The 25,201-nt window shown below is 67.9% G+C and carries 23 protein-coding genes and 1 tRNA gene; 5 read left to right on the top strand and 19 right to left on the bottom strand.

Annotated features, from left to right (window positions below; genetic code table 11):
- The first annotated feature begins 33 nt into the window (after positions 1-33).
- Positions 34-108: transfer RNA gene (locus ACMGEZ_RS00765), tRNA-Arg, on the top strand.
- Positions 109-132: 24 nt separating this feature from the next.
- Here the strand turns inward: ACMGEZ_RS00765 and ACMGEZ_RS00760 are convergent.
- The 3 genes from ACMGEZ_RS00760 to ACMGEZ_RS00750 all read right to left on the bottom strand — a co-directional run bounded on the left by ACMGEZ_RS00760 (position 133) and on the right by ACMGEZ_RS00750 (position 2,624).
- Positions 133-804, bottom strand: coding sequence for an HD domain-containing protein (locus ACMGEZ_RS00760; RefSeq protein ID WP_436820333.1), 672 nt, complete (start codon positions 802-804; stop codon positions 133-135).
- Between the two features lie 92 nt (positions 805-896).
- Entirely contained in the window at positions 897-1,964 is a 1,068-nt protein-coding gene (locus ACMGEZ_RS00755) for a GlxA family transcriptional regulator (RefSeq protein WP_436820332.1), read from the bottom strand.
- Between the two features lie 15 nt (positions 1,965-1,979).
- Positions 1,980-2,624: an SGNH/GDSL hydrolase family protein gene (locus tag ACMGEZ_RS00750; protein ID WP_436820331.1), complete on the bottom strand. Its 645-nt coding sequence runs from the start codon at positions 2,622-2,624 to the stop codon at positions 1,980-1,982.
- A 101-nt stretch (positions 2,625-2,725) separates the two neighbouring features.
- On the opposite strand from ACMGEZ_RS00750, the gene ACMGEZ_RS00745 reads away from it, so the two are divergent.
- The gene (locus ACMGEZ_RS00745; RefSeq protein WP_436820330.1) at positions 2,726-3,808 is read left to right on the top strand and encodes an NUDIX domain-containing protein; all 1,083 of its coding nucleotides are present in this window, start codon (positions 2,726-2,728) and stop codon (positions 3,806-3,808) included.
- 30 nt (positions 3,809-3,838) lie between these two features.
- Here ACMGEZ_RS00745 and ACMGEZ_RS00740 read toward each other — a convergent pair whose 3' ends face one another.
- From ACMGEZ_RS00740 to ACMGEZ_RS00705, 8 genes are all read right to left on the bottom strand, one after another.
- Positions 3,839-4,135 (bottom strand): I78 family peptidase inhibitor, encoded by a 297-nt coding sequence (locus tag ACMGEZ_RS00740; protein WP_436820329.1) that lies wholly within the window; start codon positions 4,133-4,135, stop codon positions 3,839-3,841.
- A 45-nt stretch (positions 4,136-4,180) separates the two neighbouring features.
- Positions 4,181-4,558, bottom strand: a complete 378-nt coding sequence (locus tag ACMGEZ_RS00735) for a hypothetical protein (protein ID WP_436820328.1) — start codon at positions 4,556-4,558, stop codon at positions 4,181-4,183.
- 393 nt (positions 4,559-4,951) lie between these two features.
- On the bottom strand, positions 4,952-5,695 hold the full coding sequence (locus tag ACMGEZ_RS00730; RefSeq protein WP_436820327.1) for a lysophospholipid acyltransferase family protein: 744 nt from the start codon (positions 5,693-5,695) through the stop codon (positions 4,952-4,954).
- Between the two features lie 17 nt (positions 5,696-5,712).
- Positions 5,713-6,984 (bottom strand): dihydroorotase, encoded by a 1,272-nt coding sequence (locus tag ACMGEZ_RS00725; RefSeq protein ID WP_436820326.1) that lies wholly within the window; start codon positions 6,982-6,984, stop codon positions 5,713-5,715.
- Positions 6,981-7,943, bottom strand: a complete 963-nt coding sequence (locus ACMGEZ_RS00720; protein ID WP_436820325.1) for an aspartate carbamoyltransferase catalytic subunit — start codon at positions 7,941-7,943, stop codon at positions 6,981-6,983. The genes ACMGEZ_RS00725 and ACMGEZ_RS00720 overlap by 4 nt, the downstream gene beginning before the upstream one ends.
- Positions 7,943-8,437: a bifunctional pyr operon transcriptional regulator/uracil phosphoribosyltransferase PyrR gene (gene pyrR, locus ACMGEZ_RS00715; protein ID WP_436820324.1), complete on the bottom strand. Its 495-nt coding sequence runs from the start codon at positions 8,435-8,437 to the stop codon at positions 7,943-7,945. Before pyrR ends, ACMGEZ_RS00720 begins: the two co-directional genes overlap by 1 nt.
- Positions 8,434-8,856, bottom strand: coding sequence for a Holliday junction resolvase RuvX (gene ruvX / locus ACMGEZ_RS00710; RefSeq protein ID WP_436820323.1), 423 nt, complete (start codon positions 8,854-8,856; stop codon positions 8,434-8,436). Before ruvX ends, pyrR begins: the two co-directional genes overlap by 4 nt.
- Before the next feature lie 11 nt (positions 8,857-8,867).
- Positions 8,868-9,467, bottom strand: coding sequence for a YqgE/AlgH family protein (locus tag ACMGEZ_RS00705; protein ID WP_436820322.1), 600 nt, complete (start codon positions 9,465-9,467; stop codon positions 8,868-8,870).
- Between ACMGEZ_RS00705 and ACMGEZ_RS00700 the strand changes: the two genes are divergently transcribed.
- Entirely contained in the window at positions 9,466-10,968 is a 1,503-nt protein-coding gene (locus ACMGEZ_RS00700) for a cryptochrome/photolyase family protein (protein WP_436820321.1), read from the top strand. The two genes, ACMGEZ_RS00705 and ACMGEZ_RS00700, sit on opposite strands and share 2 nt — an antisense overlap.
- A gap of 17 nt (positions 10,969-10,985) precedes the next feature.
- Here ACMGEZ_RS00700 and ACMGEZ_RS00695 read toward each other — a convergent pair whose 3' ends face one another.
- The 6 genes from ACMGEZ_RS00695 to ACMGEZ_RS00670 form a co-directional block, all read right to left on the bottom strand.
- The gene (locus ACMGEZ_RS00695; RefSeq protein WP_436820320.1) at positions 10,986-16,937 is read right to left on the bottom strand and encodes a hybrid sensor histidine kinase/response regulator; all 5,952 of its coding nucleotides are present in this window, start codon (positions 16,935-16,937) and stop codon (positions 10,986-10,988) included.
- Positions 16,938-16,953: 16 nt separating this feature from the next.
- Positions 16,954-19,293 (bottom strand): methyl-accepting chemotaxis protein, encoded by a 2,340-nt coding sequence (locus ACMGEZ_RS00690; RefSeq protein ID WP_436820319.1) that lies wholly within the window; start codon positions 19,291-19,293, stop codon positions 16,954-16,956.
- Between the two features lie 41 nt (positions 19,294-19,334).
- Positions 19,335-19,862, bottom strand: coding sequence for a chemotaxis protein CheW (locus ACMGEZ_RS00685; protein ID WP_436820318.1), 528 nt, complete (start codon positions 19,860-19,862; stop codon positions 19,335-19,337).
- A gap of 29 nt (positions 19,863-19,891) precedes the next feature.
- On the bottom strand, positions 19,892-20,257 hold the full coding sequence (locus tag ACMGEZ_RS00680; protein WP_068683498.1) for a response regulator: 366 nt from the start codon (positions 20,255-20,257) through the stop codon (positions 19,892-19,894).
- Positions 20,257-20,655: a response regulator gene (locus ACMGEZ_RS00675; RefSeq protein ID WP_068683500.1), complete on the bottom strand. Its 399-nt coding sequence runs from the start codon at positions 20,653-20,655 to the stop codon at positions 20,257-20,259. The genes ACMGEZ_RS00680 and ACMGEZ_RS00675 overlap by 1 nt, the downstream gene beginning before the upstream one ends.
- 78 nt (positions 20,656-20,733) lie before the next feature.
- A complete protein-coding gene (locus ACMGEZ_RS00670) occupies positions 20,734-20,904 on the bottom strand; it encodes a rubredoxin (protein ID WP_083944691.1) in 171 nt (56 codons plus the stop codon).
- Between the two features lie 109 nt (positions 20,905-21,013).
- Between ACMGEZ_RS00670 and thiD the strand changes: the two genes are divergently transcribed.
- Positions 21,014-21,973, top strand: a complete 960-nt coding sequence (gene thiD, locus ACMGEZ_RS00665) for a bifunctional hydroxymethylpyrimidine kinase/phosphomethylpyrimidine kinase (RefSeq protein WP_436820317.1) — start codon at positions 21,014-21,016, stop codon at positions 21,971-21,973.
- Between the two features lie 47 nt (positions 21,974-22,020).
- Positions 22,021-23,319 carry a glutamate-1-semialdehyde 2,1-aminomutase gene (gene hemL / locus ACMGEZ_RS00660; RefSeq protein WP_436820316.1) on the top strand — a complete coding sequence of 433 codons (1,299 nt, stop codon included), beginning with the start codon at positions 22,021-22,023 and terminating at the stop codon, positions 23,317-23,319.
- 40 nt (positions 23,320-23,359) lie between these two features.
- Here the strand turns inward: hemL and purH are convergent, their stop codons facing one another.
- Complete coding sequence (gene purH / locus ACMGEZ_RS00655) at positions 23,360-24,937, bottom strand: bifunctional phosphoribosylaminoimidazolecarboxamide formyltransferase/IMP cyclohydrolase (protein ID WP_436820315.1); 1,578 nt, start codon at positions 24,935-24,937, stop codon at positions 23,360-23,362.
- A 5-nt stretch (positions 24,938-24,942) separates the two neighbouring features.
- On the bottom strand, positions 24,943-25,179 hold the full coding sequence (locus tag ACMGEZ_RS00650; protein ID WP_068683508.1) for a Fis family transcriptional regulator: 237 nt from the start codon (positions 25,177-25,179) through the stop codon (positions 24,943-24,945).
- Positions 25,180-25,201: the final 22 nt, after the last annotated feature.

Raw genomic sequence — 25,201 nt, 5'->3', positions numbered from 1 at the left:
ACCCCCGAGCTGTTAAAGTCGCCACCGCCCTCCGTCCTCGTAGTTCAATGGATAGAACGGGGTCCTCCTAAGACTCAGATACAGGTTCGATTCCTGTCGAGGGCACCACGGACCGGGCGCCCCCCAGCGCACTCAGTGCTTGCATCCAGGCACACCACAGGCACCGTCGTTCCACGAGGAGCCGAGAATCATCCCGCAGAAGTTGAGCCGCTTGTAGGTGGGATCTTTCAGCGCCAGCACGTCGGCCTTCACGTTGCCGAAGGTGGTCTCCGGCTTGAAGCGGGTGCCCTTCGCAAATGCATCGATGATGCCCTCCTTGAAGTTCGGCTCGCGCGGATGCGCCTTGACGACTTCTGCGCGCTGCTCGGCCGGGAATTCGTCATAGGCGAGACCCAGCACATCCATCTCCACCCCCGCGGTCACCAGTGCGACCACCGGCTTCTTGTGCTGCGGGATGCCCGGGGTGGTGTGCAGCGCGATGGCGTCCCACACCTGTTCCACGTCGGGCTCTGCAATGCCGTGGCGCACCAGGAAGTCTCTTGCGGCATTGGCGCCATCCACCTCGAAGCGCTCGGTCGCGCTGCTGTAAGGGGCGACCAGCCCCATGTCGTGGAACATCGCGCCGATGTACAGGAGCTCGGGGTCGTAGGCGAGACTGCGGCGTTCGCCGGCCAGTGCGCCGAAAAGGAACACCCGTCGCGAGTGGTTGAACAGCAGGTCGGTTTCGGTGTCGCGCACCAGTTGCGTGGCCTCGCGGGCCAACTGGCTGTCCGGAATGCGGATGCCGGCAATCGATTCGGTCATGGGATGCTTCAGTAGAAAAAGGGAAATGCCAGTGTCCTGGGCACCGACCTCCCTTGCGCGCCGGCGTCATCGCGGCATCTGCCAAACAGCGACTACTTCCCGCCAACCGGCTGTGGCGCGGGATTCGCCGAGGCACTCGCAACCCCGGGCCGCACCGCTTCTCCTGCCGGCTTCCAGGCACCGGAGCTCGCCGGCGCTTGGGCCGCACTGAAGTTCGACCGGTATTGCCGGGGCGTGACGCCGAGCCGCCGCAGGAACACCGCACGCATGCGGTTCGCGTCGTGGAAGCCACACTGGTAGGCCACTGTCTTCAGCGGCGCATTGCCGCTTTCCAGCATCACGCGCGCTGCGTCCACGCGCGCCCGCTCGACGAACTCCGCAGGCGTGACCTTGGCGGCGCGCGCGAAGACGCGTGCGAAGCTGCGCTCGCTCATGTTCGCCACCTTCGCGAGCATGGCCACCGTGAGCTCATCGCCGAGGTGCGCGAGCACATGGCGTTGGACCTGCGCGACGGGCGAGCTCGGCTCGGCCTGTGGCGTGAGGAACGGGCTGAATTGCGATTGGCCGCCCGCCCGCTGCGTGAAAACCACGAGCCGCTTCGCGACGTTGAGCGCCACCTCGGGTCCATGGTGCTGCGCAAGCAGGTACAGCGACAGATCGATGCCCGCCGTCACCCCGGCCGAGGTGTAGAGCTTGCCGTCCTGGTTGAACAGCCGGTTGGATTCGACCCGTGCCGTGGGGCACAGGTTGGCGAGCGCCGCCGCGTCATTCCAGTGCGTGGTGACGGTGCGTCCCGCCAACAGGCCGGCGCGACCCAGGATGAACGCGCCGCTGCAGATCGAGCCAAAGCTGCCGGCACGCGCGCTGGCCTGCGTCAGCCACTCGTACAAGGCCGGGTCGAAGTGCTGGCGAACCAGCGCAGGGCCGCCAGCGATCAGCAGCAGGTCATAGGCGTCGTGCGCTTCGCCAAAATGCCGGTGGGCCTTCAGCAAAAGGCCATTCGAGCAAGGCATGAGGCCGTGCTCCACGCCGACCACCTCGAGCCCGTAGTGGTCCTCCGGCGGCAGGAACCGGTTGGCTTCCGAGAACACGTCCATGGGCCCGCTCACGTCGAGCGCCTGGACTCCCGAGAAGACGAGCAGGGCAACGGTTCGATGCATGAACCAGGCTCCGGATCAGCGGCACTCCGGCGCCACCCTGTCCAGGGCCGCCACCAACTGCTCGGCGAGTCGCTGCGAGTAGTCCTGTCCGGGATGGAGCGCGTCCTGCAGGTCCGCGTCGGTCATGGCGACCGCGCCCCAGTCAGCAAAGAGGACGCCCTCTTCTTGGGCGACGGTGCGGGCGATCTTATCGTAGGCATCGCGGGTGCTGACTTCGCCCGACCGTGGGCGCGACAGACCGGTGACGATGGGCGTCTTTCCCAAGGACTTCACGCCGCGGATCATCGACCGGAGAGGCTCCGCATAGTCGAAACGATTGCCGGCGTCGTTCATGCCATGCTGGATCACGACGATGCGCGTGTCGATGCGGTCCTGCCGGAACGCCGGCAGCCGCAGGTTGACGAAGTCACCCGGCGAGCTCCGATCGACGACCGTGTAGGCCGGCCGCAGGCGCTTGATGGCCGCGGCGGGCGGTTCGGGCAGGCGGTTCGTGGGCGTCGTTCCGTAAGTGCCATAAAGGATGCTGTCGCCGTACAGCGTGACGCTGCAATCGGCAGCGGCGCGCGGCAACCCGCTGCCTCCGCCCGCCTCGCTGCATCCCAGAACGAACCCGATAGCGGCAACGAGAGCGAACGCGCGTCCCATGCGTGCAACTGCCATGACTGCCCTTCTTGCTTTTCTCCGCTGCCGCATTGTCGCGACGGCCAAGGACCGCGAGGATACATGTGCGCCAGAATGAAGCACCACACCAAGCCTGCCCCATGACCGCACCACTTCATCCCAGGTTCGAGGTCGCTGTTTTCATCGGCCGCTTCCAGCCCTTCCACAACGCGCACCACGCCCTCCTGCGAAAGGCGCTCGTCGCTGCTTCGCGCGTGGTGGTGGCGATCGGCTCGGCCTTCCAGGCACGATCGCCGAAGAACCCGTTCACGTGGCAGGAACGTGCGGAAATGATCCGCCTGTCGCTCGCCGAGGCCGACCGCCCGCGCGTGCTCTTCGTGCCGTTGCGCGATCACGTCGACGAGGAGCGCTGGTTCGCCGAGGCGCGCCTGGCGATCGATGCGGGGCTCGCCGCCCAGGGCGCGGCCCCTGCGGCGGCCCACTCGACGGTGCTGATCGGCCATGTGAAGGACGCCACGCGCGACTACCTGCACGGCTTCGAGGGCTGGACGCTGCAGGCCGCGGAACGCATTCACAGCGCAAGCGCGGCCACCGTGCGCGAGGCGATCTTCGGCGGCGCGAATGAGGCGCCCGAAGTGCTGGCACGCGCGGTGCCCGCCGGCACGCTCGCCTTCCTGCGCCGCTGGATGACGACGCCGCTGCATTCAGAGTTGGCTCAGGAATGGGAGCTCCTGCGCCAGCACGACGCGGCATGGTCGGTGGCGCCCTACCCGGTGGTACTGGTCACAGTGGACTGCGTCGTCAAGTGCAGCGGGCATGTGCTGCTGATTCGCCGCGGCCATTCGCCCGGCAAGGGGCTGCACGCGGTGCCGGGGGGCTTCCTGGAGCCGCGCGAGACCACCCTGCAGTCCGCGCTGCGCGAGCTCGAGGAGGAGACGCACCTGGCGCTGCCGCCCGCCGAACTGCTCGCCTGCCTCGCCCGCACGGAGGTGTTCGATCGCCCGGATCGCAGCCAGCGCGGCCGCACGATCACACACGGCCACTACTTCGACCTGGGCGACCGGCAGCCGCTGCCCGAGGTACGCGCGGACGACGACGCGGCGGCTGCGGAGTGGATCCCGATCGCGGCACTGCCGGGCCTGGAGGACCGTCTGCTGGACGACCACTTCCAGATGCTCGACCATTTTCTGGGCCTGCTGCCGCGTCCCTTCATCGGCACCTGAGGCGCCTGGATCAGGGCCAAGGCGCGGGCGCTAGCTGCAGCGCACGCCCACCACGCGGCCGTTCGGCTCGATGTCGACGATCAGCCGTGCGGCATCGAAGGGTGTGTCGGGATCGGTCGGCAGCACGAGGCGCGCTTGGCGGGCTCCGGTGCGCATGCGCATTTCCTCCAGCAGCGCAGCGGTGATGCGCCGGCCAAGCGCGAAGCGGGCACGCGCCGCGGTGCAGCGCGCAGGGGCGTCGACGAAGGTTGGGGGTGGCAGGGCTTCCGAAGCAAGTGGCCGGGGCTCGCCGCGAATCTGGCAAGCGCCCAGCAGGACGAGGGACAAGAGAATCAGCGCGCGGTACACAGGCAGCCTGTCTGCGTTTTCGCCTCAGAGCCGGTGCAGCGGCGGTGCGACGAGGTTGCCACCGGCCGGCTCGCCGACCGTGCTCCCGTCGGACCGGCCCTTGGCATGCCTGCGCACGCTCAGGACCACCACCGCCCACAACACCACCTGCATGGTCACGAAGTGAACCAGCAGGGTCGCAACGTCCACCCGCCCCGCCTGGGCCTGCGCCCCGGCAACGGCCAGGAAGAAGAGAGCGAGGATGCAAAAGGGCCGGAACCAATGCGACCTGCGTACATGCGCAAGGCGCAGGATCCAGGGCAGGCGGGGGAAGCCCAGAAGTCGACGGCCCTGGGCCTCGGCCTCCTGCAGAAAAGGCACGACGAGAAAGTTGATGGCAATCAACAGAAGAAGCGTGTCCATGAGCTCGTCCATTCGCTGAAGAGGCGCGAATGATGCCGAGCGCTGCCCGACGGAGCGATGCGGTGCAACAATTGGTGAGATTCACCAGGCGACGGCCCGCAAGAGCCGGGAATGATTCGCGCGGCGAGCCGCTTCGGTGAAACCAGCGGTTTGATATCCACCCTTGCTGTAGGCCCCGACCCACGCGGGCGCATTGCCTTCTCCGGCAGGAAAGAAGTGGACCCCGCGTCTAAGCTGCAGCAACTGCTAGCGAAAAGATCCATGGTTTTTTGATCTTCCGCAAGCGCCCTCCTGGACAGACAGCTCGACAGTTTCCTCCTCCCCGGCGCCCATGGCGCCGTTGCACAGCGCCCTCCGGGGCGCTGTTTTTTTGGTGGCACCGGCGCCGCTGCCTCAGTGCGTCTCCCGCCACAAAGCCAGCACGTCCGCATGCAGTGACAGCGCCCAGGCCCGGCGGTCGCGGCCCCAGGAAGGCTGGGGCTCTCCGAATCGCACGATTGCGAGGAGTGGCGGCGCCTTCAGCACCTTCCACAGCGAGGTCGCGAGGTTGTCCTCGCCGATGTAGCGCGGAGCCAGGCTGGTTTCGCCGGTGACGGCGTCGGCGAAGCGCAGGGCCATGGGCTGCGCCGGCGCGCCCGATGAGATGGCGGCCTGTAGCAGATTGGCATGGAACGGCAGCACGGTGCTGCCGTCGCCCGTGGTGCCTTCGGGAAACACCGCGATCACGTCGCCCTTGCTGAGCGCCTCGGTCATGCTGTGCACCACCCGCAGCGCGTCGCGCCGGCGTTCGCGCTCGATATAGAGGGTGCCGGCGCCGTTGGCCAGGGTGCCGATCATGGGCCAGTGCTGCACGTTCGCCTTGGAGACGAAGCGCACATGCCGCGCCGCGTGGATGGTGATGATGTCCAGCCAGGACAGATGGTTGCTCACGACCAGCAGCGGCCCGCCCTGCGGCGGTGTGCCCTGCACCACGAGGCGGATGCCCATGATCGCGAGCATTCGCGCTGCCCAGGCCTGCACCCGTTGCTCGCGCTCGGCCTTGGAGAGCTTGGGGAACTGGGCGCGGATGGTCCACCAGCCGACATGCGCATGAGCCAGCGCGCGTATGAGCTTCAGCAAGGCGGACAGGGACTGCATCGGGGCCGCGGTCGACCTCAGCCGTGGACGAACCGCCCGCCGACCAGCGTGTGGCGCGGCTTGCCGCGCAAGGCGTAGCCGCCGAAGGGCGTGTGCTTGCCCTGGCTGCGCAGCGCCTCGGGCAGCACCTGCCATTCGAGCGCGGGATCGACAACGCAGAGATCGGCCACCCCGCCGCGCGCCAGGCGCCCCGCTTCGGCGGCTCCGATCAGCCGGGCGGGAGCAGCAGTCACCACTTCCATCGCGCGCAGCAGCCCCGCGCCGCTCTGCTCGCCCCACTGCAGCGCCAGCGGCAGCAGCAGCTCGAGCCCGGTCGCGCCGGGCTCGCTCTCGGCGAAGGGCAAGGTCTTGGCGTCGGCCTCGACCGGCGTGTGGTCGGACACCAGCGCGTCGATGGTGCCGTCGGCCAGCGCGGCCGAGAGCGCATCGCGGTCGCGCTGTTGGCGCAGCGGCGGATTGAGACGGGCACGGCTGTCGAAGTAGCCGATGTCGGTGTCGGCCAGGTGCAGCGAGTTGATGCTGACGTCGCAGGTGAGCGGCAGCCCCTCGGCCTTGGCCGCACGCACCAGCGCCACGCCGGCCGCGCTCGACAGGCGGCACACGTGCACGCGTGCGCCGGTGGCACGCATCAGCTCGATGATGGTGAAGAGCGCGATGGTCTCCGCCGCCACCGGCACGCCCGACAGGCCCAGCCGCGTGGCGAGCGGGCCGCTGGCGGCCACGCCCTGCCCGAGGTCGCGGTCCTGCGGCCGCAGCCACACGGTGTAGCCGAAGGTGCTGGCGTACAGCAGCGCGCGCTGCAGCACCTGCGTGTTGTTCAACGGAACATCGGCCTGGCTGAAGCCGATGCAGCCGGCTTCGGTGAGCTCGGCCATCTCGGTCAGTACCTCGCCCTTCAGACCTCGGGTCAGCGCGCCCAGCGGAAAGAGGCGCGCACTCTGCATCTTCTCCGCGCGGAACTTGAGCATCTCGACCAGGCCCGGCTCGTCGAGCACGGGATCGGTGTCGGGCGGGCAGACCAGGCTGGTCACGCCGCCGGCCACGGCCGCGGCCATCTCGCTTTCCAGCATGCGCTCGTGCTCGTAGCCGGGCTCGCGCAGGCGGGCGGCCAGGTCGACGAGGCCCGGCACGACCAGACAGCCTCGCGCATCGAGCGTGCGTTCGGGGTTGAAGTCGGCCGGCTTGCCGCCGATGGCGAGCACCTTGCCGTCGGCGATGGCCACGTCGGCCTGCTTGTCGAGCGCGCTGGCCGGATCGATGACGCGTCCGTTGGTGATCAGGGTTCTCATGCTTCGTTACCTGCCACGATGCTCATCACGGCCATGCGCACGGCAATCCCGAAAGTGACCTGAGGCAGGATCACGCTCTGCTGCCCGTCGACCACCGCGGAGTCGATCTCGACTCCGCGGTTGATGGGCCCCGGATGCATCACGATCGCATCGGACTTGGCGAGCTGCAGCTTCCCGGGCGTGAGGCCGTACGTCTTGAAGAATTCCTGCGACGAGGGCAGCAGAGCGCCGCTCATGCGCTCGTTCTGCAGCCGCAGCATGATGATCACGTCGCAATCCCTGATGCCTTCCTCGAGCGTGTGACACACGCGCACGCCCATCTGCGCCATGTCGCCCGGCACCAGGGTCTTGGGGCCGACCACCCGCACCTCCGCGCAGCCCAGCGTGGTGAGCGCGTGGATGTCGGAGCGCGCAACGCGCGAGTGCAGCACGTCGCCCACGATCGCCACCGTGAGGTTGGCGAAATCCTTCTTGTAGTGGCGGATCGTGTACATGTCGAGCAGGCCCTGCGTCGGATGCGCGTGGCGGCCGTCGCCGGCGTTCACCACGTGCACGTGGGGCGCCACATGCTGCGCGATCAGGTAGGGCGCGCCCGATTCGCCGTGCCGCACCACGAACAAGTCGGCGGCCATGGCGCTCAGGTTGGCGATGGTGTCGAGCAGCGACTCGCCCTTGCTCGCGGAGGAGCGCGCGATGTCGAGGTTGATCACGTCCGCCGACAGCCGCTTGGCCGCGATCTCGAAGGTGGTGCGGGTGCGCGTGGAGTTCTCGAAGAACAGGTTGAACACACTCTTGCCGCGCAGGAGCGGCACCTTCTTCACCTCGCGGTCGCTCACGCTGGTGAAGTTGGCGGCGGTGTCGAGGATCTGCGTGAGGATGGCCTTCGGCAGGCCCTCGATGGACAGCAGGTGGATCAGCTCGCCGTTCTTGTTGAGTTGAGGGTTGCGTTTGTAAAGCATCAGGCTTGCTCCACCTGGAAGCTGAAGACTCCCTGGTCGTCGCGTGCAAGCGCGAGCGACTGCGTTGCCGGCAGTTCGAGCCGCGCGGCCGCGAAATCGGCCGCAACGGGCAGCTCGCGACCGCCGCGATCGACCAGTACCGCCAGCCGCACACAGCCCGGTCGGCCGAAGTCGAACAGCTCGTTGAGCACTGCGCGGATGGTGCGGCCGGTGTAGAGCACGTCGTCGAGCAGCAGCACGTCGGCGCCGTTCACGTCGAAGGGCAACGAGGTTTGTGCGCTCGCCGCCATGCCGCGGCGCGCAAAGTCGTCGCGGTGCATGGCCGAGGAGATGATTCCGGGCGCGCCGGGCAGGCCCAGATCCTTCTGCAGTCGCTCGACCAGCCAGGCACCGCCGGAGGTGACGCCGACCAGGCGCGTGTCCGGGCGCATCAAGGGCTTTACGCCGGCGAGCAGCTCGAGATAGAGCGCTTCGGCGTCTGGAATCGTATTCACGGGAGGTTCCTCAAGAACTGTTCAAGGATGATGCAGGCCGAGGCCGCGTCGGCGTCGCGTGCGCCCGCCGCGAGGGCCTCGGTCGTGCTGTAGCGCTCGTCGACTTCGTAGACCGGGAGGCGAAAGCGTCCTCTCAATTGCCGGGCGAAGCGCTGGGCGGCCCGCGTGTTGTCGTGCGCCGCCCCGTCCGGGTGGTAGGGCACCCCGACCACGAGGGCGTCGGGCTGCCACTCTCGGATGCGCGCCTCGACCTGAGCGAAGCGGGCGTCGCCCTCGGCCTTGATCGTCGCCTGCGGCGTGGCGCTGCGCAGCAGCCGATTGCCGCTCGCGACGCCGGTGCGCTTCTGCCCGAAGTCGAAGGCCAGGAAGCTTTGGAAATGGGAGGGGACGGGAGCAGGAGGGGCAGCGCTGTCGGGCATTGCCTCAACCCTCATGCATGCCCCGCTTCGGGCGACAGCGTCCAGGCCTGCAGGCCCAGCAGCGACAAGGCCTTGTCGTAGCGCTGCTCGATGGGGGTGTCGAAGATCACCGCCGGGTCGGCGCCCACGGTGAGCCAGCTGTTCTCTGCCAGTTCGGATTCGAGCTGGCCCTCGCCCCAGGCGGCATAGCCCAGCGACACCAGCACCTTGCGCGGCCCGGCGCCGGTGGCCAGGGCCTCCAGCACGTCCTTGGAGGTGGTCATCTCCAGGCCGCCGGGAATGGTCATGGTCGAGGCGTAGACCGACTCGTTGGGTTTCTCGCCTTCCCCGAACACCGCCTCGTGCAGCACGAAGCCGCGCTCGGTCTGCACCGGGCCGCCCTGGAACACCGGCGCGCTGCCAAGCTCGGGCCGCGCCAGGCGCAGCTCGATCTTCTCGAACAGCACTCCGAGATTGATGTCGCTGGGCTTGTTGATCACGAGGCCGAGCGCGCCGCGCTCGCTGTGCTCGCAGAGGTACACCACGCTGCGGCTGAAGGCCTTGTCCGTCAGACCCGGCATCGCAATCAGGAAATGATGCGTAAGGTTCATCGGGGCAGAATCGAAGGCCATGCCGCCGATTTTACTGGCCGCCGACAAGACCTACGCCAAGGGCCTCATGTGGTTTCGCCGCGACCTGCGGGTGGACGACAACGCGGCCCTCTACCACGGGCTGCGCGCCTGCCGGCAGCTGCTCTGCGTATTCGTCTTCGACCGCGCGATCCTCGATGCGCTGCCGCGCGCGGACCGGCGCGTGGAGTTCATCCGCGAATCGCTGGTCGAGCTGGAGGCCGAGCTGCGCGCCCTGGGCGGCGGGCTGATCGTGCGCCATGCGGTCGCGGAGGACGAGATCGCAACGCTCGCGCGGACCCTGCAGGTGCAGGCAGTTTTCGCGAACCGCGACGACGAGCCCGCAGCGCTGGCACGGGACGCCAAGGTCCTGGGCGCGCTGGCCAACAGCGGCATCAGCTTCCACACCTACAAGGACCAGGCCGTTTTCGACCGCGACGAGCTGCTGACGAAGACCGGTCAGCCGTACACCGTCTTCACCGCCTACAAGCGCGCCTGGCTGGCCAAGGTGGATGCCTTCTACCTCAAGCCCTACCCGGTGCGCAGCCACGCAGATGCGCTGGCGCCCGTGCCGGCAGACGTGAGCGCGCCGGTGCCGTCGCTGGCCGAGATCGGCTTCGAGAAGAGCAATCTTTCCGAGCTGGAGATCCCGACGGGCAGCCGAGGCGGCGCGGCGCTCTTCGAGGATTTCTTCCAGCGCGTCGACCGTTACCACCAGGCGCGCGACTACCCGGCCGTGCGTGGGCCCAGCTACATCGGCGTGCACCTGCGCTTCGGCACTGTCTCGGTTCGCCAGCTCGCAGGCGTGGCGCACCAGCTGGCGCTGCAGGGCGATTCCGGCGCATCGACCTGGCTCGCAGAGCTGATCTGGCGCGACTTCTTCTTCCAGGTGCTGGCGCACTACCCGCAAGTCGGCGAAGGCAAGAGCTTCAGGCCGGAGTACGACCGCATCCAGTGGCACCACGGCAAGCACGCCGACATGCTCTTCGAGGCCTGGTGCCAGGGGCGCACCGGCTACCCGTTGGTCGACGCTGCCATGGCGCAGATCAACCAGAGCGGCTACATGCACAACCGCCTGCGCATGGTCGTGGCCAGCTTCCTGTGCAAGAACCTCGGCCTGGACTGGCAGCGGGGCGAGCGCTACTTCGCGTTGCAGCTCAACGACTTCGAGTTGTCATCCAACAACGGCAACTGGCAATGGGCCAGTTCGAGCGGCTGCGATGCGCAGCCCTACTTCCGGATCTTCAATCCCGTCACGCAAAGCGAGCGCTTCGACCCCGACGGGAAGTTCATCCGCCGCTACCTGCCTCAGCTCGGGAAACTGTCGAGCACCAGCATCCACGCGCCCTGGACGGCGGCACCGCTGGAACTGGAGGCGGCCGGGGTGCGGCTGGGCGAGAACTATCCCCGACCTATCGTCGACCACGCCGAGGCGCGGGCGCGCACGCTGCAGCGCTATGCGGTCGTGCGCGAGGCGAAGGATGAAAGAAAGGGCCGCGCCTGAAGTGCCGCGCGGCCCGCTCAGGCCGCCATTGCCTGCGGCACCTCGGCACTGGTGTAGTGCCGCACCAGCCGCAGGAGCTCGTCTTCTGCGTAGGGTTTGCCGAGATAGTGGTTGACGCCCAGCGCGCGCGCATGGTCGTGGTGCTTTTCCGCGATGCGCGACGTGATCATGATGATCGGCAGGCCGGCCAGGGAGGCGTCGGCACGGATGTTGCGGGCGAGGTCGAAGCCGTCCATGCGCGGCATCTCGATGTCCGACAGCACCACCGCGGGCCGCTCCTGCTGCAGACGCTCGAGCGCCTGCAGGCCGTCGGCCGCCAGCGACACGCGATAGCCCTCGCGCTGCAGCAGGCGCTGCGTGACCCGGCGCACGGTGATCGAGTCGTCGACCACCAGCACCAGCGGGATCTGCGGCGGCGCCGTCGGGGCCACAACGGCGCTCGCGCCGCGCATCGAGGCAGCGGCCGATGCACCGCTGGCCTGGAACTGCCGCGCCTGCTCGCCATGCACTGCGGCCAATGCGACGGGGTTGTAGATCAGCGCGACCGCACCGGAAGCCAGCACCGAGATGCCGGCCATGCCCGGCAATCGAGAGAGCTGGGGACCAAGGTTCTTGACCACCACTTCCTGGTTGCCCAGCACTTCGTCCACATGCAGGGCCACCCGCTGGGCTGCGCTTCGCACGACGACGATGGTGTTGGCCTTGGCCGTCCCGCGCTCGCTGCGTGCGGAGGACTGCAGCAGCGCACCGGCCCAGAAGAAGGGCACCTGCTCGCCGCCGAAGGGATAGCGCTGCTCCAGGTAGGCGGTTTCGAGCTCCGACGCACCGGCACGCTGCACCAGTTCCACCAGGTTCGACGGCACGCCGATCGACGTGGCGCCGGCACGCAGCATGACGACGTGCGTCACGGCCGTGGTCAGCGGCAGCACCAACTTGAACTGCGTACCCTCGCCCGGCTTGCTCTGGATCTCGATGCGGCCGCCGAGTGCTGCGACCTGTGCGCGCACCACGTCCATGCCGATCCCGCGGCCGGCCAGTTCGGACACCTGCTCGGCGGTCGAGAAGCCGGGGGTGAAGATCAGCTCGGCCGCCTCGTCCTCGCTCGGCTGGTGATCCGCGGAGATCAGGCCCAGCGCGCGAGCGCGCTGGACGATTCGGGGGTGGTTGAGCCCCGCGCCGTCGTCCCGGAAGCTCACGGAAACGTCGTTGCCCTCGTGGTGCAGCTCGATGGCGATCAGGCCACTCGGCTCCTTGCCGGCCTTCTCGCGCGCCGCCGCGTCTTCGATGCCGTGCGCCACACAGTTGCGCAGCAGGTGCTCGAAAGCAGGTGTCATGCGGTCCAGCACGCCACGGTCCATCTCGATGCTGCCGCCGACGATGTCCAGGCGCACCTGCTTGCCGGTGTCCTTGGAGGCCTGCCGCACCACGCGGTAGAGGCGCTCGGAAATACCCTCGAACTCCACCATGCGCGTGCGCAGCAGCCCGCGCTGCAGCTCGCGCGTCTGGCGCGCCTGCGCGCTGAGGTCGTCTTCCGTGGCCTGCACCGTCTTCTGCAGCGTGCGCTGCACGGTCGCCACGTCGTTGACGGACTCCGCCATCATCCGGGTGAGCTCCTGCACGCGCGTGAAGCGGTCGAACTCGAGAGGGTCGAAGCCCTGCTGCGAATCCTTGGCCTGCGCCAGGCGCGACTGCATCTGGCTCTCGGCCTGCACCTCGATGTCGCGCAGCTGCTGCCGCAGGCGATCGAGGTTGCCGGTCAGGTCGCCGAGCGAGCTGCGCAGTTGGCCCAGCTCGGCCTCCAGGCGCGAGCGGGTGATGATGACCTCGCCGGCCTGCGCCACCAGGCGGTCGAGCAGGTGGGTACGAATGCGCACCGCCTGACTGGACAACGGGCGCAGCGGCGTGAGGGCGGAGGGAGAAGGCAGCGCCACTGCGGGACGCGGCGCTTGGTCGTCGGATCGGTCGTCCGCTGGCGGGACGAACTCGGCGTCGGCCTCGATCTCCGGCGCTTCCGGACGTGCTTCGGCGGCGAGGGGCACGGCAACGGCCCGCTTCGCCGCTTCGCTCTGCATCGCCTCATCGGCGGCGCGCAGCTCATCGAAGGTGGCCTGCAGCGCGTCGAAGCGCGCCAGCAGCTGCTCGACGGCAGCGCGGTCGGCTCCGTCGGCGCGGAGCGCTTCGATCTCGGATTCCATGCGGTGCGCGCGCTCGCCCAGGCGCATGGCGCCAGCCAGCCGGGCACTGCCCTTGAGCGTGTGCAGCGTGCGCAAGGTCGCGGCACGCGGGGCCGGGTCGTCCAGGTGCTGCGACCATTCGCGCAGCGCGCTGCCCAGTTGCGGCAGCAGTTCGGCCGCCTCCTCCTCGAAGATCGGGAAGAGGTCGACATCGACCGCATCGGCCACGTCGATCGCGTCATCGCCCTCGTCGAGCGCCACATCGGCGCCGCCGGGACGCAGCACCGCAGCGGCGGCTGCAGCCGTCTCGCCGATCTCGAGGGGCATCGGCGACTCCGCCACCTCGCGCAGGGCCCGCAGCGTCGCGACGGCAGGCTCCTTGAGGAAGCCGGCCGCGAACTGGTGCAGCAGGCGCCGCAGTTCCTCGGCCGCCGCCACCAATACCGCGCCCTGCGCCGGCGTGCCGCCGCGGCCCTGCATGTACAGGTGCTGCAGCGCCGCCTCGAAGGAACGCGCCATGTCCGACAGTCCCTGGAAGCCGACGGTCGAAGAACTGCCCGCCAGCGAATGGGCCAGGTTGATCGCGGATTCCGGCACCTGCCGGTGCGATTCGAGCGCCCATTCACCGACCTCATGGGCCAGTTGCCGCGACCATTCGTCGGCCTCGACGAGGTAGACGTTGTAGAGCGCGATACCGATGCGCAGCGGGCCGATCACCTTGACCTGGTCGTCGACGCCAGCCACCGGCGGCATGTCCGCGGGCAGGGCTTCCGCGAACGCAGGCGTGGCGGCGGGCGGTTCGGGCAGGGGTTGGGGTTCGGGCTCCGCCTCGACGCGTGGCTCGGCGAAGGCTTCTTCGGGAGCAGACTCCAGGCGCAGTTCCAGCGAGAGTTCCGGCAAGGGCTCGTGCCCGGGCTCCTCGTCGACCGACGCTTCCTTCAGCAGGGGCACGGGAAGTGCATCGGGCTGGAGCTCGGCTGCAGGCTCGGTGGTCGGGATGGGCAGCGAGGGTTCGATGCTCGCCTGCGCGGTCTCGAGGAAGTCGATGTCTTCCAGGTCCGCCGGGAGTTGCGGCGCCTCCAGCGGCGACTTTGACCGGTCGTCGAAGTCGAGGAAATCGGTCGAGGCGAAGTCGTCGTCGGCAGCGGCGGGATGTGGCTGCACCTCGGCGCGCGGGGGTTCCGCATCGGCGACGGGCGGCGCTTCTGCGGGCGCATCGAAAGTCAGCGGCCCCAACTCCAGGTCGGGCAATTCGGGCAGGGCCAGCGGTTCGGGCTGCGGCAGCGGCTCGGACTGCGCCTCGGGCGCGGCCTTGACGTCGGCCAGGGTCTCTTCGGCTGCGATGTGGCGCGCCGCCGCAACCAGGGTGTCGGCGTCGGCCACTGGCGCGTGCGGCGCGATCGGCTCGCCGGTGCGCAAGGACTCCGCAATACTGCGGAATGGCGCGGATTGCCAGCCGTGCGGCTCGTTGGAGGCGATGGCCTCGACCCATTTCGCGAAATCGGTCAGCGCGCGGCGCGTGCCGGCAAGCAGCTCGGGCGTCGCGGGACGCTGGTCGGCCAGCCAGGTATTGAGCACCTGCTCGAAGGACCAGGCGGCCTCGCCGAAGTCCATCAGCCCGACCATGCGCGAGCTGCCCTTGAGGGTGTGGAAGGCGCGGCGCAGCACCGTCAGCTCGGCGTTGTCGTCCGGGCGCGAACCGAGCACCGAGACGGCGGCCAGGCCGTTGTGCAGCACCTCGCGGGCCTCATCGAGGAAGATGTTCTGGAGATCGTCCTCCTCCAGCTCCCGCACTTCGGTATCGGGCAGGCCTTCGAGCGGTGCCGGGCCCGTGATCTTGGCAGTCCAGCTCGCGCTGGGACGGCTGACTTCCTCGATCGGCGGCGGCGGCGCCTTGCGCGCCGGCGTCGCCAGCGCGGCGAGCTTGGCCGCGATCTGGGCATCGACCTCCTCGACGCTGAGCACGGTTTCGGTGACAGACACCGGCCCGGAGGCCGAGGCGAAGGACACCGGTGGCGCCGCCTCGGGCGCGGCTGCCTCGGCAGCCTGGCGGCCCATCAGGGGCTTGAGCTCGCCGGCTTCGGCGTCGAACACGAACAGGCGCTTCGCCAGTGCCGGCTGGTAGCTCAGCATGTCGATCAGGAAGCCGAGCGCGCCCAGGTTGTTGCCGAGCGGGTCGAAGTCAGTGGCGTCGCTGGCGGATGCCTCAACGGCCAACAGGCGATCGACGTTCTCGCGCATGCGCTGCACGGTCTGGGCCGCCTGGTCGAGGCCCAGCACCGAGAACACGCCCTTCATCTGCAGCAGTTGCGTCGGCACCGTGCGCAGCAGGCCCTTCTCGGTCGGACGGCGGAAGAACTGGTCGAGCGACTTCTCGAGCTCGCTCAGGTGGCTGCGCAGCTCACCCACCACGGTGCCCATGGTCTGGCGGTCGCTCACGCGGCGGTAGAGCTCCTCCATCCAGGGCTCGAGCGGCTCCGATCGGCCACCTTCGCGCGCGCGCTCGATGCGCCCCGCCAACTGGACGGTACGCGCCGTGAGCTGGCGATCATGCGGGTCGAGGTCCTCGAAGGCGGCCTCGAGATAGAGCACCGAGGTCGCGACCTCCATCGCCAACTCGGTGGCTGGCGGCCGGCCCGAGCGCATCGATGCGTCGACTGCGTTGTTCAGGGCCTGCACCATCGGCAGGCTGGGCGGATGCAGCTTCTGCAGGGACTCGCCGAGCTGTGCGAAGGTGTCGGCCACCTGGCGCGTGCGCGAGACGTCGCCGCCGGAGAGTGCAGACCACATTTCCTTTGCGGTCTCGATGCGCTTGCGCGCCTGCATCAGCACCTGCGGTTCGAAGCGGCCGAACTGCTCGATGGTGTAGTCGATCTTCTGCTCGTTGGCCACGCCCCAGGCGGCGCGCACCGCACGCAATGTGGCGGCCTCGTCGCGCGGACCCGGCACGGCCTGGGCGCAGAAGAACAGCAGGTCCTGTCCAAGTCGGTCGGAAACGGTGTTGTCGCCGCGCGCCAAGGTGGCGTATTGCAGCAGCACGCGCGAGGCTGCGCGCTTGACGTGGGCGTCGGCGGGGATCAACGCCAGCGCCAGCGCCTCGAAAAAGCCGGCCGCCAGCGTCCAGAAGCTGGCCACGCGCGGCAGCGAGGCGCCGCGGCCAAGGCTCAGGCACAGGGCCTGCAGCCGCCGCGCGGCCTGGTCGTCGCCGTTCTTGACGATCTTGAGCACCTCGCGGTCGAGCTTGGAGCGCACCGCCGGGTCGTACACCATCGCCGTCTGGGTGGGCGAGGGCTTGATCTCGGCCCAGCGCCAATTCATGTCCCACAGGTCGGCCGGATGGACGCGCTCGTTGCCTACGAGCTCGAGCACATCGCGGTACTGCGGGAACAGCGCCACCGGGGACACGGTCTTGCCCGCCAGCTGCGCGTTGAGGAAGTCGGCCACAGCGAAGCCCGCGCGGTCGATCTTCTGCGCTGCGGCCTCGGTGCAACGCGCCGGCTCGGAGATGAAGCTCTGGACGGCGAACTCCATCGCGCCCAGCACGAGCGCAGGGGCGGGGTGCCCCACCATCTGCAGCGCGCCGACAGCCTGGTGCAACTGCTGCCTGGCCAGGCGCAACGGTGCGGTGTCGGCTTCGGCGCTGCCGCTGCTCTCTCGCGCGAAGCGCTTCAGCGTCTTGCTGGCGTTGTCGAGCGACTTCTGGATCTCTCCGAGCACCCAGGCCAGCGGCCCGAGATCTTCATGGGCCGGCGCGGGACCGGCTTTTGGGGCGGTGGCGGGGCTTTGGATCGACACGTTGGATGCTCGGGGTTCAGGCAATCTTGAAGCGGGCCACCGACTGGCGCAGTTCCTCGGCCATGTGCGAGAGCTCGCGCACCTGCTGTGCAGTGGTGCGCGTGCCTTCGCCGGTCTGCTCGGTCACAGCGAAGATGTGCTGGATGTTGGCGGCGACCACGTTGGCCGAATCGGCTTCGCGCGATGCGGACTGCGAGATCTGCTCGATCAGCTCGGCCAGCCGGCGCGACACGCGGTCGATCTCCGACAGCGCAGTACCGGCGTTGTCGGAGAGCTTGGCCCCCTCGACCACGCCCTGCGTGGAGCGCTCCATGGCGCCGACCGCGTCCTGCGTGTCGGTCTGAATGGCCTTCACCAGTGCAGAGATCTGGCGCGTGGCGTCGGCAGAGCGTTCCGCCAGCCGCTGCACTTCTTCCGCCACCACCGAAAAGCCGCGGCCGGCCTCCCCGGCGGACGCAGCCTGGATGGCCGCGTTCAGTGCCAGCACGTTGGTCTGTTCGGTAATGTCCGAGATCAGCTCGGTGATTTCGCCGATCTCCTGGGACGATTCGCCAAGGCGCTTGATCCGCTTGGAGGTTTCCTGGATCTGGTCGCGGATGGAGTTCATGCCGCCGATCGCGTTCTGCACCGCCTGCAAGCCGGAGGACGCAGCCTCCAGCGACTGGCGCGCCACCGTGGCCGATTCCTGCGCCTGGGAAGAGACGCCGTTGATGCGCTCCGCCATCGTCAGCACCGATTGGCCAGTCTCGCGGATCTCCCGAAGCTGCTCGGTCGAGGCGGCCAGCAGCTCGGTCGAGGTGCTTTCCACCTGCGAGGTGGTCTGCGCCACGCGGGTGGCCGTGTTTTGCACGTTGCCCACCAGCAAGCGCAGTTCCTCCACCGTGTAGTTCACCGAATCGGCGATGGCGCCGGTGATGTCCTCGGTCACGGTGGCTTCCTGGGTCAGGTCGCCTTCCGCCACGGTCTGCAATTCGTTCATGAGCCGCAGGATGGCCGCCTGGTTGGCGGCATTGACGCGGCTGGCGTCCTCGCTGGCGCGCTCGGCCGCGATCCGCTCGCGTTCGGCGGCCAGTGCCCGCTCGCGGCCTTCGCGCACCTGCACGAAGCCGATCGCACCAGCGAGCGCCAGCGCGGCCAGCGACAGCACGAAGAGCATCACCACCGTACCGGCGCCGAGGCCGGTGCGCGCCGACAGCTTCTCCTGCAGGTCGCCGAGCGCGGTGCGCAGCGGCTCGCTGTCGGCCAGGATCGCGGCCTGCGCCTCGCGTGCGGCCACCAGGCCCTGGAGGTTCCCGAGGATGGCGCCAGCCTGCGTCCGGGTCTGCTCATAGGTCTTGAGGATCGTCTCGAGCTGCTGACGCGTCTGCGCGTCGCGCGTGCCCGGCAGCCGCTGCTGGGCATTGCCTTCGAGCAGGCCGCGGGTGACTTCCTGGAAGGTATTCAGGTCCTTGCCCAGCAGGAACACGGCGTCGGGGCTCACACCCTCGACCGTGAGGAATTCGTTGGCCGACTTGCCGATGCGCTGCGTCAGCATCACCAGCTGGCCTGCGGCCGAGATCTCCGGCAGCGTCGCGTTCTGCTGCATCTTCAGGGAGGCGACCGTCTCGGTCATTTCGAGCAGGTCCGACGACTGGCGGTTGATATCGCGCAGCGCGGTGCCGACCTGGGTCAGGATCTTCTGTTGCGCCAGCACCGCCTTCGCGCTCCTGTCGGCACGCTCGACCAGCGGCGTGATCTTGGCGAGCTCGGCGTCGTATTGGGAGCCCACGCGCTCCAGCTTGAGCGCGTCGTCGCCGTTGGCCAGGCCCTGCACGCGGCGCGTCAGGTCGTCCGCGCTCTCCTTCACCTCCGTGAAGGCCGGTACGTTGCCCACCAGGGCCTGCGAGACCGACTTGGCCAGGCGCTGCGATTGCATCAGCGATTGGCCGGTGGCAGCCACCTGCTGCGCCAACCGTTCGGCGCGCAGGATGGCGGAGCCGGCCACCAGCAGCAGCAGGAGCACCACGGCGGCGAGCACGATCGCCAGCACGCGCTGCTGGCGCGCGGGATTGGAGCGCAGCGAGCCCCCGCCGGCAGCCGGCTCCGAGGGCGCGGCGCCGGGGCTTTCGGCCAGGACGGGGTCGTTGTCCATCGCGGCGGCCGGGGACTGGTCGTTGGCGGCGTCCATGGCGAGAACCACAGGCTCGGGCTTCGCATCGGTGGTGGAATCGCGTCGGATCCGCACCGTCTTCTCCTCGGGCGGCTGCAAGGTGTCGCCGCCGTCCATCGACAACGTCGACCCGCTGTCGACACGCACGGTGACGTTGTCGCCACCCACAGGCAGGAATTTCTTGAACTTGTCGGCGATCGAGCTCACGGTCGGTCCTTCAGGTAAGTGGTCGGTGCAAGGCGCTGCGCTCAGGCGCCGATACTCAAAAATTGCGGTTGCTGCGACAGCGCCTGCAGGTTGATTTCCTGCCAGCGCTCACCGGCCGCGTCGGTGTAGGCATGCCCCATCCACGCAGGGGCGTCGCCATCCGGGGGCTGCGATGCGGTGAAGGCTTCCACGCCGCGCAGGCCCACCAGCCTGTCGATCAGCAGTGCGCAGTTGACTTCCAGCATTTCATTGAGCGCCACCAGGCGCGACTGGGCGCGTGACGCCTCGCTTGCTGCGGGAGCATCGCCGGAAGCGAAGGTGGACAGCTGGACGATGCCGTACAAGCCGCCGCGCAGGTTGGCGACGCCCAGGAACCAGGGCTGCGCGTAAGGCACGGGCTGCGGAGGGGTCCAGGGGAAGATCTCGCCGGCATGCCCGAGCGGGAACAGATACTTCGCCTCGCCCGCCTCGACGGCGAGCCAGGAGGCGGACACGCCCGAAGTGCGCGCCGCCTGCAGGCGACTGGCGAGCCGGGACTGGAAAGCGCGTAGAGCGTCGCGGTTGGCCATGTACGAGAGAGGAAGAAAAAGCCTGGCGGTCAGGCCAGCGCGCTGATCTTGGCAATCAGCTCGGCCGCATTCACCGGCTTGACGATGTAGTCGCGAGCGCCCTGCCGCATGCCCCAGAGCCGGTCGGTCTCCTGGTTCTTGCTGGTGCACATGATGATGGGCACCGACGCGTACTGCGGGTTGCGCGCAATCGCGCGGGTGAGCTGGAAGCCATTTTGGCCCGGCATCACGATGTCCATGAGGATCAGGTCGGGCTGCTCTTCCTCGAGGCGGCGCATGGCGTCCTCGGCGTTCTCGGCCGTCTTCACCGAGAAGCCGTTTTTCTGGAGAAGATCGGTCAGGAAGATCAACTCCGTCTTGGAGTCGTCGACCACGAGCACTTTGCGAATAGCCATTACTGCACTTCCTGCGAAACGACGCCGAACTGCTGCACGGCCTGCAGCAGCTGGTCTTTGGTGAAGGGTTTGGTGAGGTAGTCCTGGGACCCGACCATGCGGCCGCGCGCCTTGTCGAATACGCCATCCTTGGAAGACAGCATCACGACCGGCACACTGGAGAAGTGGGCGTTCCTCTTGATGATGGCGCAGGTCTGGTAGCCGTCGAGGCGCGGCATGAGAATGTCGCAGAAGATCAGATGCGGCTTGTGGTCGTTGACCTTCGACAGCGCGTCGAAACCATCCTCCGCCAGCAGCACCTCGTGGCCGCCCTGCTTGAGAAAGATTTCGGCACTGCGCCGGATGGTGTTGCTGTCGTCGATGACGAGAACCTTGTAACCGGATCCATTCGAGCTCATTCTCGCCGCTCCTTTGTGACACTCTAAGACCGAAACGCCCCTCGCGGGGCGTAAGAAGCACGGCCCCTATGCCATGCTTCAGATTTCAACCATCTCGAAGTCTTCCTTGCGCGCTCCGCATTCCGGACAGGTCCAATTCATCGGAACATCTGCCCATGCCGTGCCTGGCGCAATACCATCTTCGGGCACCCCCACCGTTTCGTCGTAGATCCACCCGCAAATCAGGCACATCCAGGTTTTCGTGTTCATCGCAGCTTAAAGTCCCTGTTCATAGAATGCAACGATCGTATCCAGACGTATCAAGAAATCGCGTGATAAGCGTCTCGGATCCGCCACCATTTGGTTGGCCCAGCTGCGCATGACAACTTACTTACTACCAATGGAGCAAGGCCACAAAGTGAGCGATCTTACCGACCCCACCAGCGACGAAGTCAGCGCCGAGAGCGAACCGACCTTGCCGTGCGTGCTGGTCTTCAACGCGAGCGACCCCAGCGGCGCCGGCGGCCTCGCCTGCGACGCCGTGGCCATCGCCTCGGTGGGTGCCCACATGCTGCCGGTCGTGACCGGTGCCTATGCGCGCGACACGTCCGAGATCTTCGACCACTTTCCCTTCGATGAGGAGGCCGTTGCCGAACAGGCGCGCACGATCCTGGAGGACGTGCAAGTCCAGCTGATCAAGGTGGGCTTCGTGGGCTCCCCCGAGAACCTGAGCACCGTGGCCGAGACCGCGACCGACTACCCCGATGTGCCAGTGGTCGCCTACATGCCCAATCTTTCCTGGTGGGAGGACACGCAGATCGAGGCCTATCTCGACGCCTTCCGCGACCTGGTGCTGCCGCAGACCACCGTGCTGGTCGGCAATCACAGCACTCTGTGGCGCTGGCTGCTGCCGGACTGGGCCGGCGAGCGCCCGCCCAGCGCGCGCGATATCGCACGCGCCGCCGGGGAGATGGGCGTGCCGTACACGCTGGTGACGGGGATGGTGCTGCCCGACCAGTACTTCGACAACGTCCTGGCTTCGCCGCAATCAGTGCTCGCCAGCGAGAAGTACGAGCGGCTCGACGCCGTGTTCGCAGGCGCCGGCGACACGCTCTCCGCCGCGCTGGCTGCACTCCTTGCCAGCGGCACCGACCTGGCCGCCGCTGCCACCGAGGCGCTGAGCTACATGGACCGCTGCCTGGACGCTGGTTTCCGTCCTGGCATGGGCCATGTATTGCCCGACCGCCTCTTCTGGGCCCAACCCGAGGAGGACGAGGAGAATGACGACTCCCTCTCACCCATCGATCTCGCCCTGCCGCCACACGACACCAGACACTAGGACGGCTCGCCCCAGGCTTGCTCATTCCGTGTAGCCGCAACCCCTCCATGCAAAACACTGATCCCAACGAGACCCTCTTCGAGCGCGCCCGCGCCGTGATCCCTGGCGGCGTGAATTCGCCGGTACGCGCCTTCCGGGCCGTCGGCGGCACGCCGCGCTTCGTGAAGCGCGCCCAAGGCGCCTATTTCTGGGACGCGGCCGATCGTCGCTACATCGACTACATCGGCTCCTGGGGCCCGATGATCCTGGGCCACGGCCACCCGGCGGTGGTCGAGGCGGTGCAGCGCGCCGCGGCCGAGGGCTTCTCCTTCGGCGCGCCGACCGAGCGCGAGATCGAGCTCGCCGAAGCCATTCTCGCCCTCGTGCCCTCGATGGAGATGGTGCGCCTCGTGAGTTCGGGCACCGAGGCTGCGATGAGCGCGCTGCGCCTGGCACGCGGCGCGACAGGCCGCAAGTACATCATCAAGTTCGAAGGCTGCTACCACGGCCATGCCGATGCGCTGCTGGTCAAGGCCGGCTCCGGCCTCGCGACCTTCGGCAACCCGACCTCGGCCGGCGTGCCGCCCGAGGTGGTGCAGCACACGCTGGTGCTCGAATACAACAACCTCGGGCAACTGGAGGAGGCCTTCACCCTGCACGGCCACGAGATCGCCGGCCTGATGATCGAGGCCATCGCGGGCAACATGAACTTCGTGCGCGCGAGCGCGGCCTTCGCGCAGCGCTGCCGCGAGCTGTGTACCCAGCATGGCGCGCTGCTGGTGTTCGACGAGGTCATGACCGGCTTCCGCGTGGGCCTGCACGGCGCGCAGGGCGTGCTCGGGGTACGGCCCGACCTCACGGTGCTGGGCAAGGTGATCGGCGGCGGCATGCCGCTCGCAGCCTTCGGCGGGCCGCGCGCGATCATGGAGCAGCTGGCGCCGCTCGGCCCGGTCTACCAGGCCGGCACGCTATCGGGCAACCCTGTGGCCACGGCCTGCGGCCTCGCCACCCTGAAGGAGGTGGCGAAGCCCGGCTTCTTCGACGCGCTGTCTCGAAAGACCCGCACGCTGGTCGACGGACTCAAGGCGGCGGCGCAGGCGCAAGGCGTCCCCTTCAGTGCCGACAGCGAAGGCGGCATGTTCGGCTTCTTCCTGCTCGAGCAACTGCCGCAGAACTACAGCCAGGTCATGGTCACGGACAACGCGAAATTCAACGCGCTCTTCCATGGCCTCCTGGCTCGCGGCGTCTACATTGCGCCAGCGCTCTACGAAGCGGGCTTCGTGAGTTCGGCGCACAGCGACGAGGACCTCGCCGCCACCATCGAGGCCGCGCACGACATCTTCAAGACCTTGCAGCCGCGCGCATGAGGGCGGCCGGCTGAAGTACCGTTTCTCTGATCGGGTTCGCTCAGTGCCGGAAATGGCGAACGCCTGAGAACACCATCGCCACCCCGCGCTCGTCCGCGGCATCGATCACCTCTTGATCGCGCATCGAACCGCCGGGCTGGATCACGCAGCGCGCGCCGGCATCGACCACCACGTCCAACCCGTCGCGGAACGGGAAGAAGGCATCGCTCGCCACCGCCGTGCCTTGCAGCGACAGCTTTGCGTGCTGCGCCTTGATGCTGGCGATGCGCGCCGAATCCAGGCGGCTCATCTGGCCCGCGCCCACGCCCATGGTCATGCCGTCTGCGCAGAACACGATGGCGTTGCTCTTGACGTACTTCGCGACCTTCCAGGCGAACAGAAGATCCTGCAACTGCTGCGGTGTCGGCTGCTTCTTCGTCACCACCTTGAGCTCGTCGATCGTCAGCTCGCGGTTGTCGGCCGTCTGCATGAGCAGGCCCGAGCCGATCCGCTTGACGTCCACCAGGTTGCGCCCCTGTTCCCAGGCCGTCTTGCCGCCAGGCGGCAACGCGATCTCGAGGATGCGGACGTTGACCTTGCTCTTGAACACCTCGAGCGCCTCGGGCGCATAGCCGGGCGCCATCAGCACTTCGACGAACTGCTTGGAGACAGCCTCCGCGGCGGCGCGGTCCAAAGGCCGGTTGAAGGCGATGATGCCGCCGAAGGCCGAGGTGGGATCGGTCTTGAAGGCCTTGGCGTAGGCCTCGTGCGCGTCTTTGCCGATCGCCACGCCGCAGGGGTTCGCGTGCTTAACGATCACGCAGGCCGGCGTATCGAAGCTCTTCACGCATTCCCAGGCCGCGTCGGCGTCGGCGATGTTGTTGTAGCTGAGCTCCTTGCCCTGCAACTGCTTCGCGCTGACGAGCGAGCCGGGCGCCGGGTACAGGTCGCGATAGAAGGCGGCCTGCTGGTGCGGGTTCTCGCCGTAGCGCAGGTCCTGCAGCTTGACGAAGCGGCCGTTGCTTTGCGCCGGGAACAGCGCATGCGTGCCATCCTCCTGCAGGCCGGAGAGATAGTCGCTGATCGCGCCGTCGTACTGGCTGATGCGGTTGAAGGCCGCCACCGAGAAAGCGAACTTCGTCTTCCGGCTGAGCTGGCCTTCGGCCTTCAGCTCCGCAAGCGCCTGCGCATACTGCGAGGCGTCCGTCAGAACGCCCACGTCCTTCCAGTTCTTTGCGGCGCTGCGCACCATGGCGGGCCCACCGATGTCGATGTTTTCGATCGCGTCTTCGAGTGTGCAGTCGGGCTTCGCGACCGTGGCCTCGAAGGGATAGAGATTGACCACCAGCAGGTCGATGGTGTCGATGCCCTGCTGCGCGAGCGCCGCCATATGGGCAGGCACATCGCGACGCGCCAGCAGGCCACCGTGCACCTTGGGATGCAAGGTCTTTACCCGGCCGTCGAGCATTTCGGGAAAGCCGGTGAGCTCGGCCACCTCGGTGACGGGCAGGCCCGCATCGGCCAGCAGCTTGGCGGTGCCGCCGGTAGACAGGAGGCGGATGTCCAACGCATGCAGCGCTTGCGCGAATTCGAGGATGCCGGTCTTGTCGGAGACGGAGATCAGTGCAGTCAGTGCCATGGGGGCTATTTCAGGAGTTTGTGTTCGACCAGCTTCTTGCGCAGCGTGTTGCGGTTCAGGCCCAGCCATTGGGCGGCCTTGGACTGGTTGCCCTCGGCCCGCGTCATGACGACGTCGAGCAAGGGTTTCTCGACCACGCGCACCAGCATGTCGTACATGCCATCGGGCTCGGTGCCCCGCAGATCGCGGAAGTAGCTGTCCAGGCTGCTTCGCACGCAGTCTTCAATGTGCTTTTTGCTCATGGCCCTCTGCTCTTCTTTTCTT

This window comes from Variovorax stachyos (genome assembly GCF_051400855.1).
Classification (GTDB): Bacteria; Pseudomonadota; Gammaproteobacteria; order Burkholderiales; family Burkholderiaceae_C; genus Variovorax.
The sequence above is the reverse complement of the archived record's forward strand: the minus strand, read 5'-3'. Positions and strand labels throughout refer to the sequence as shown.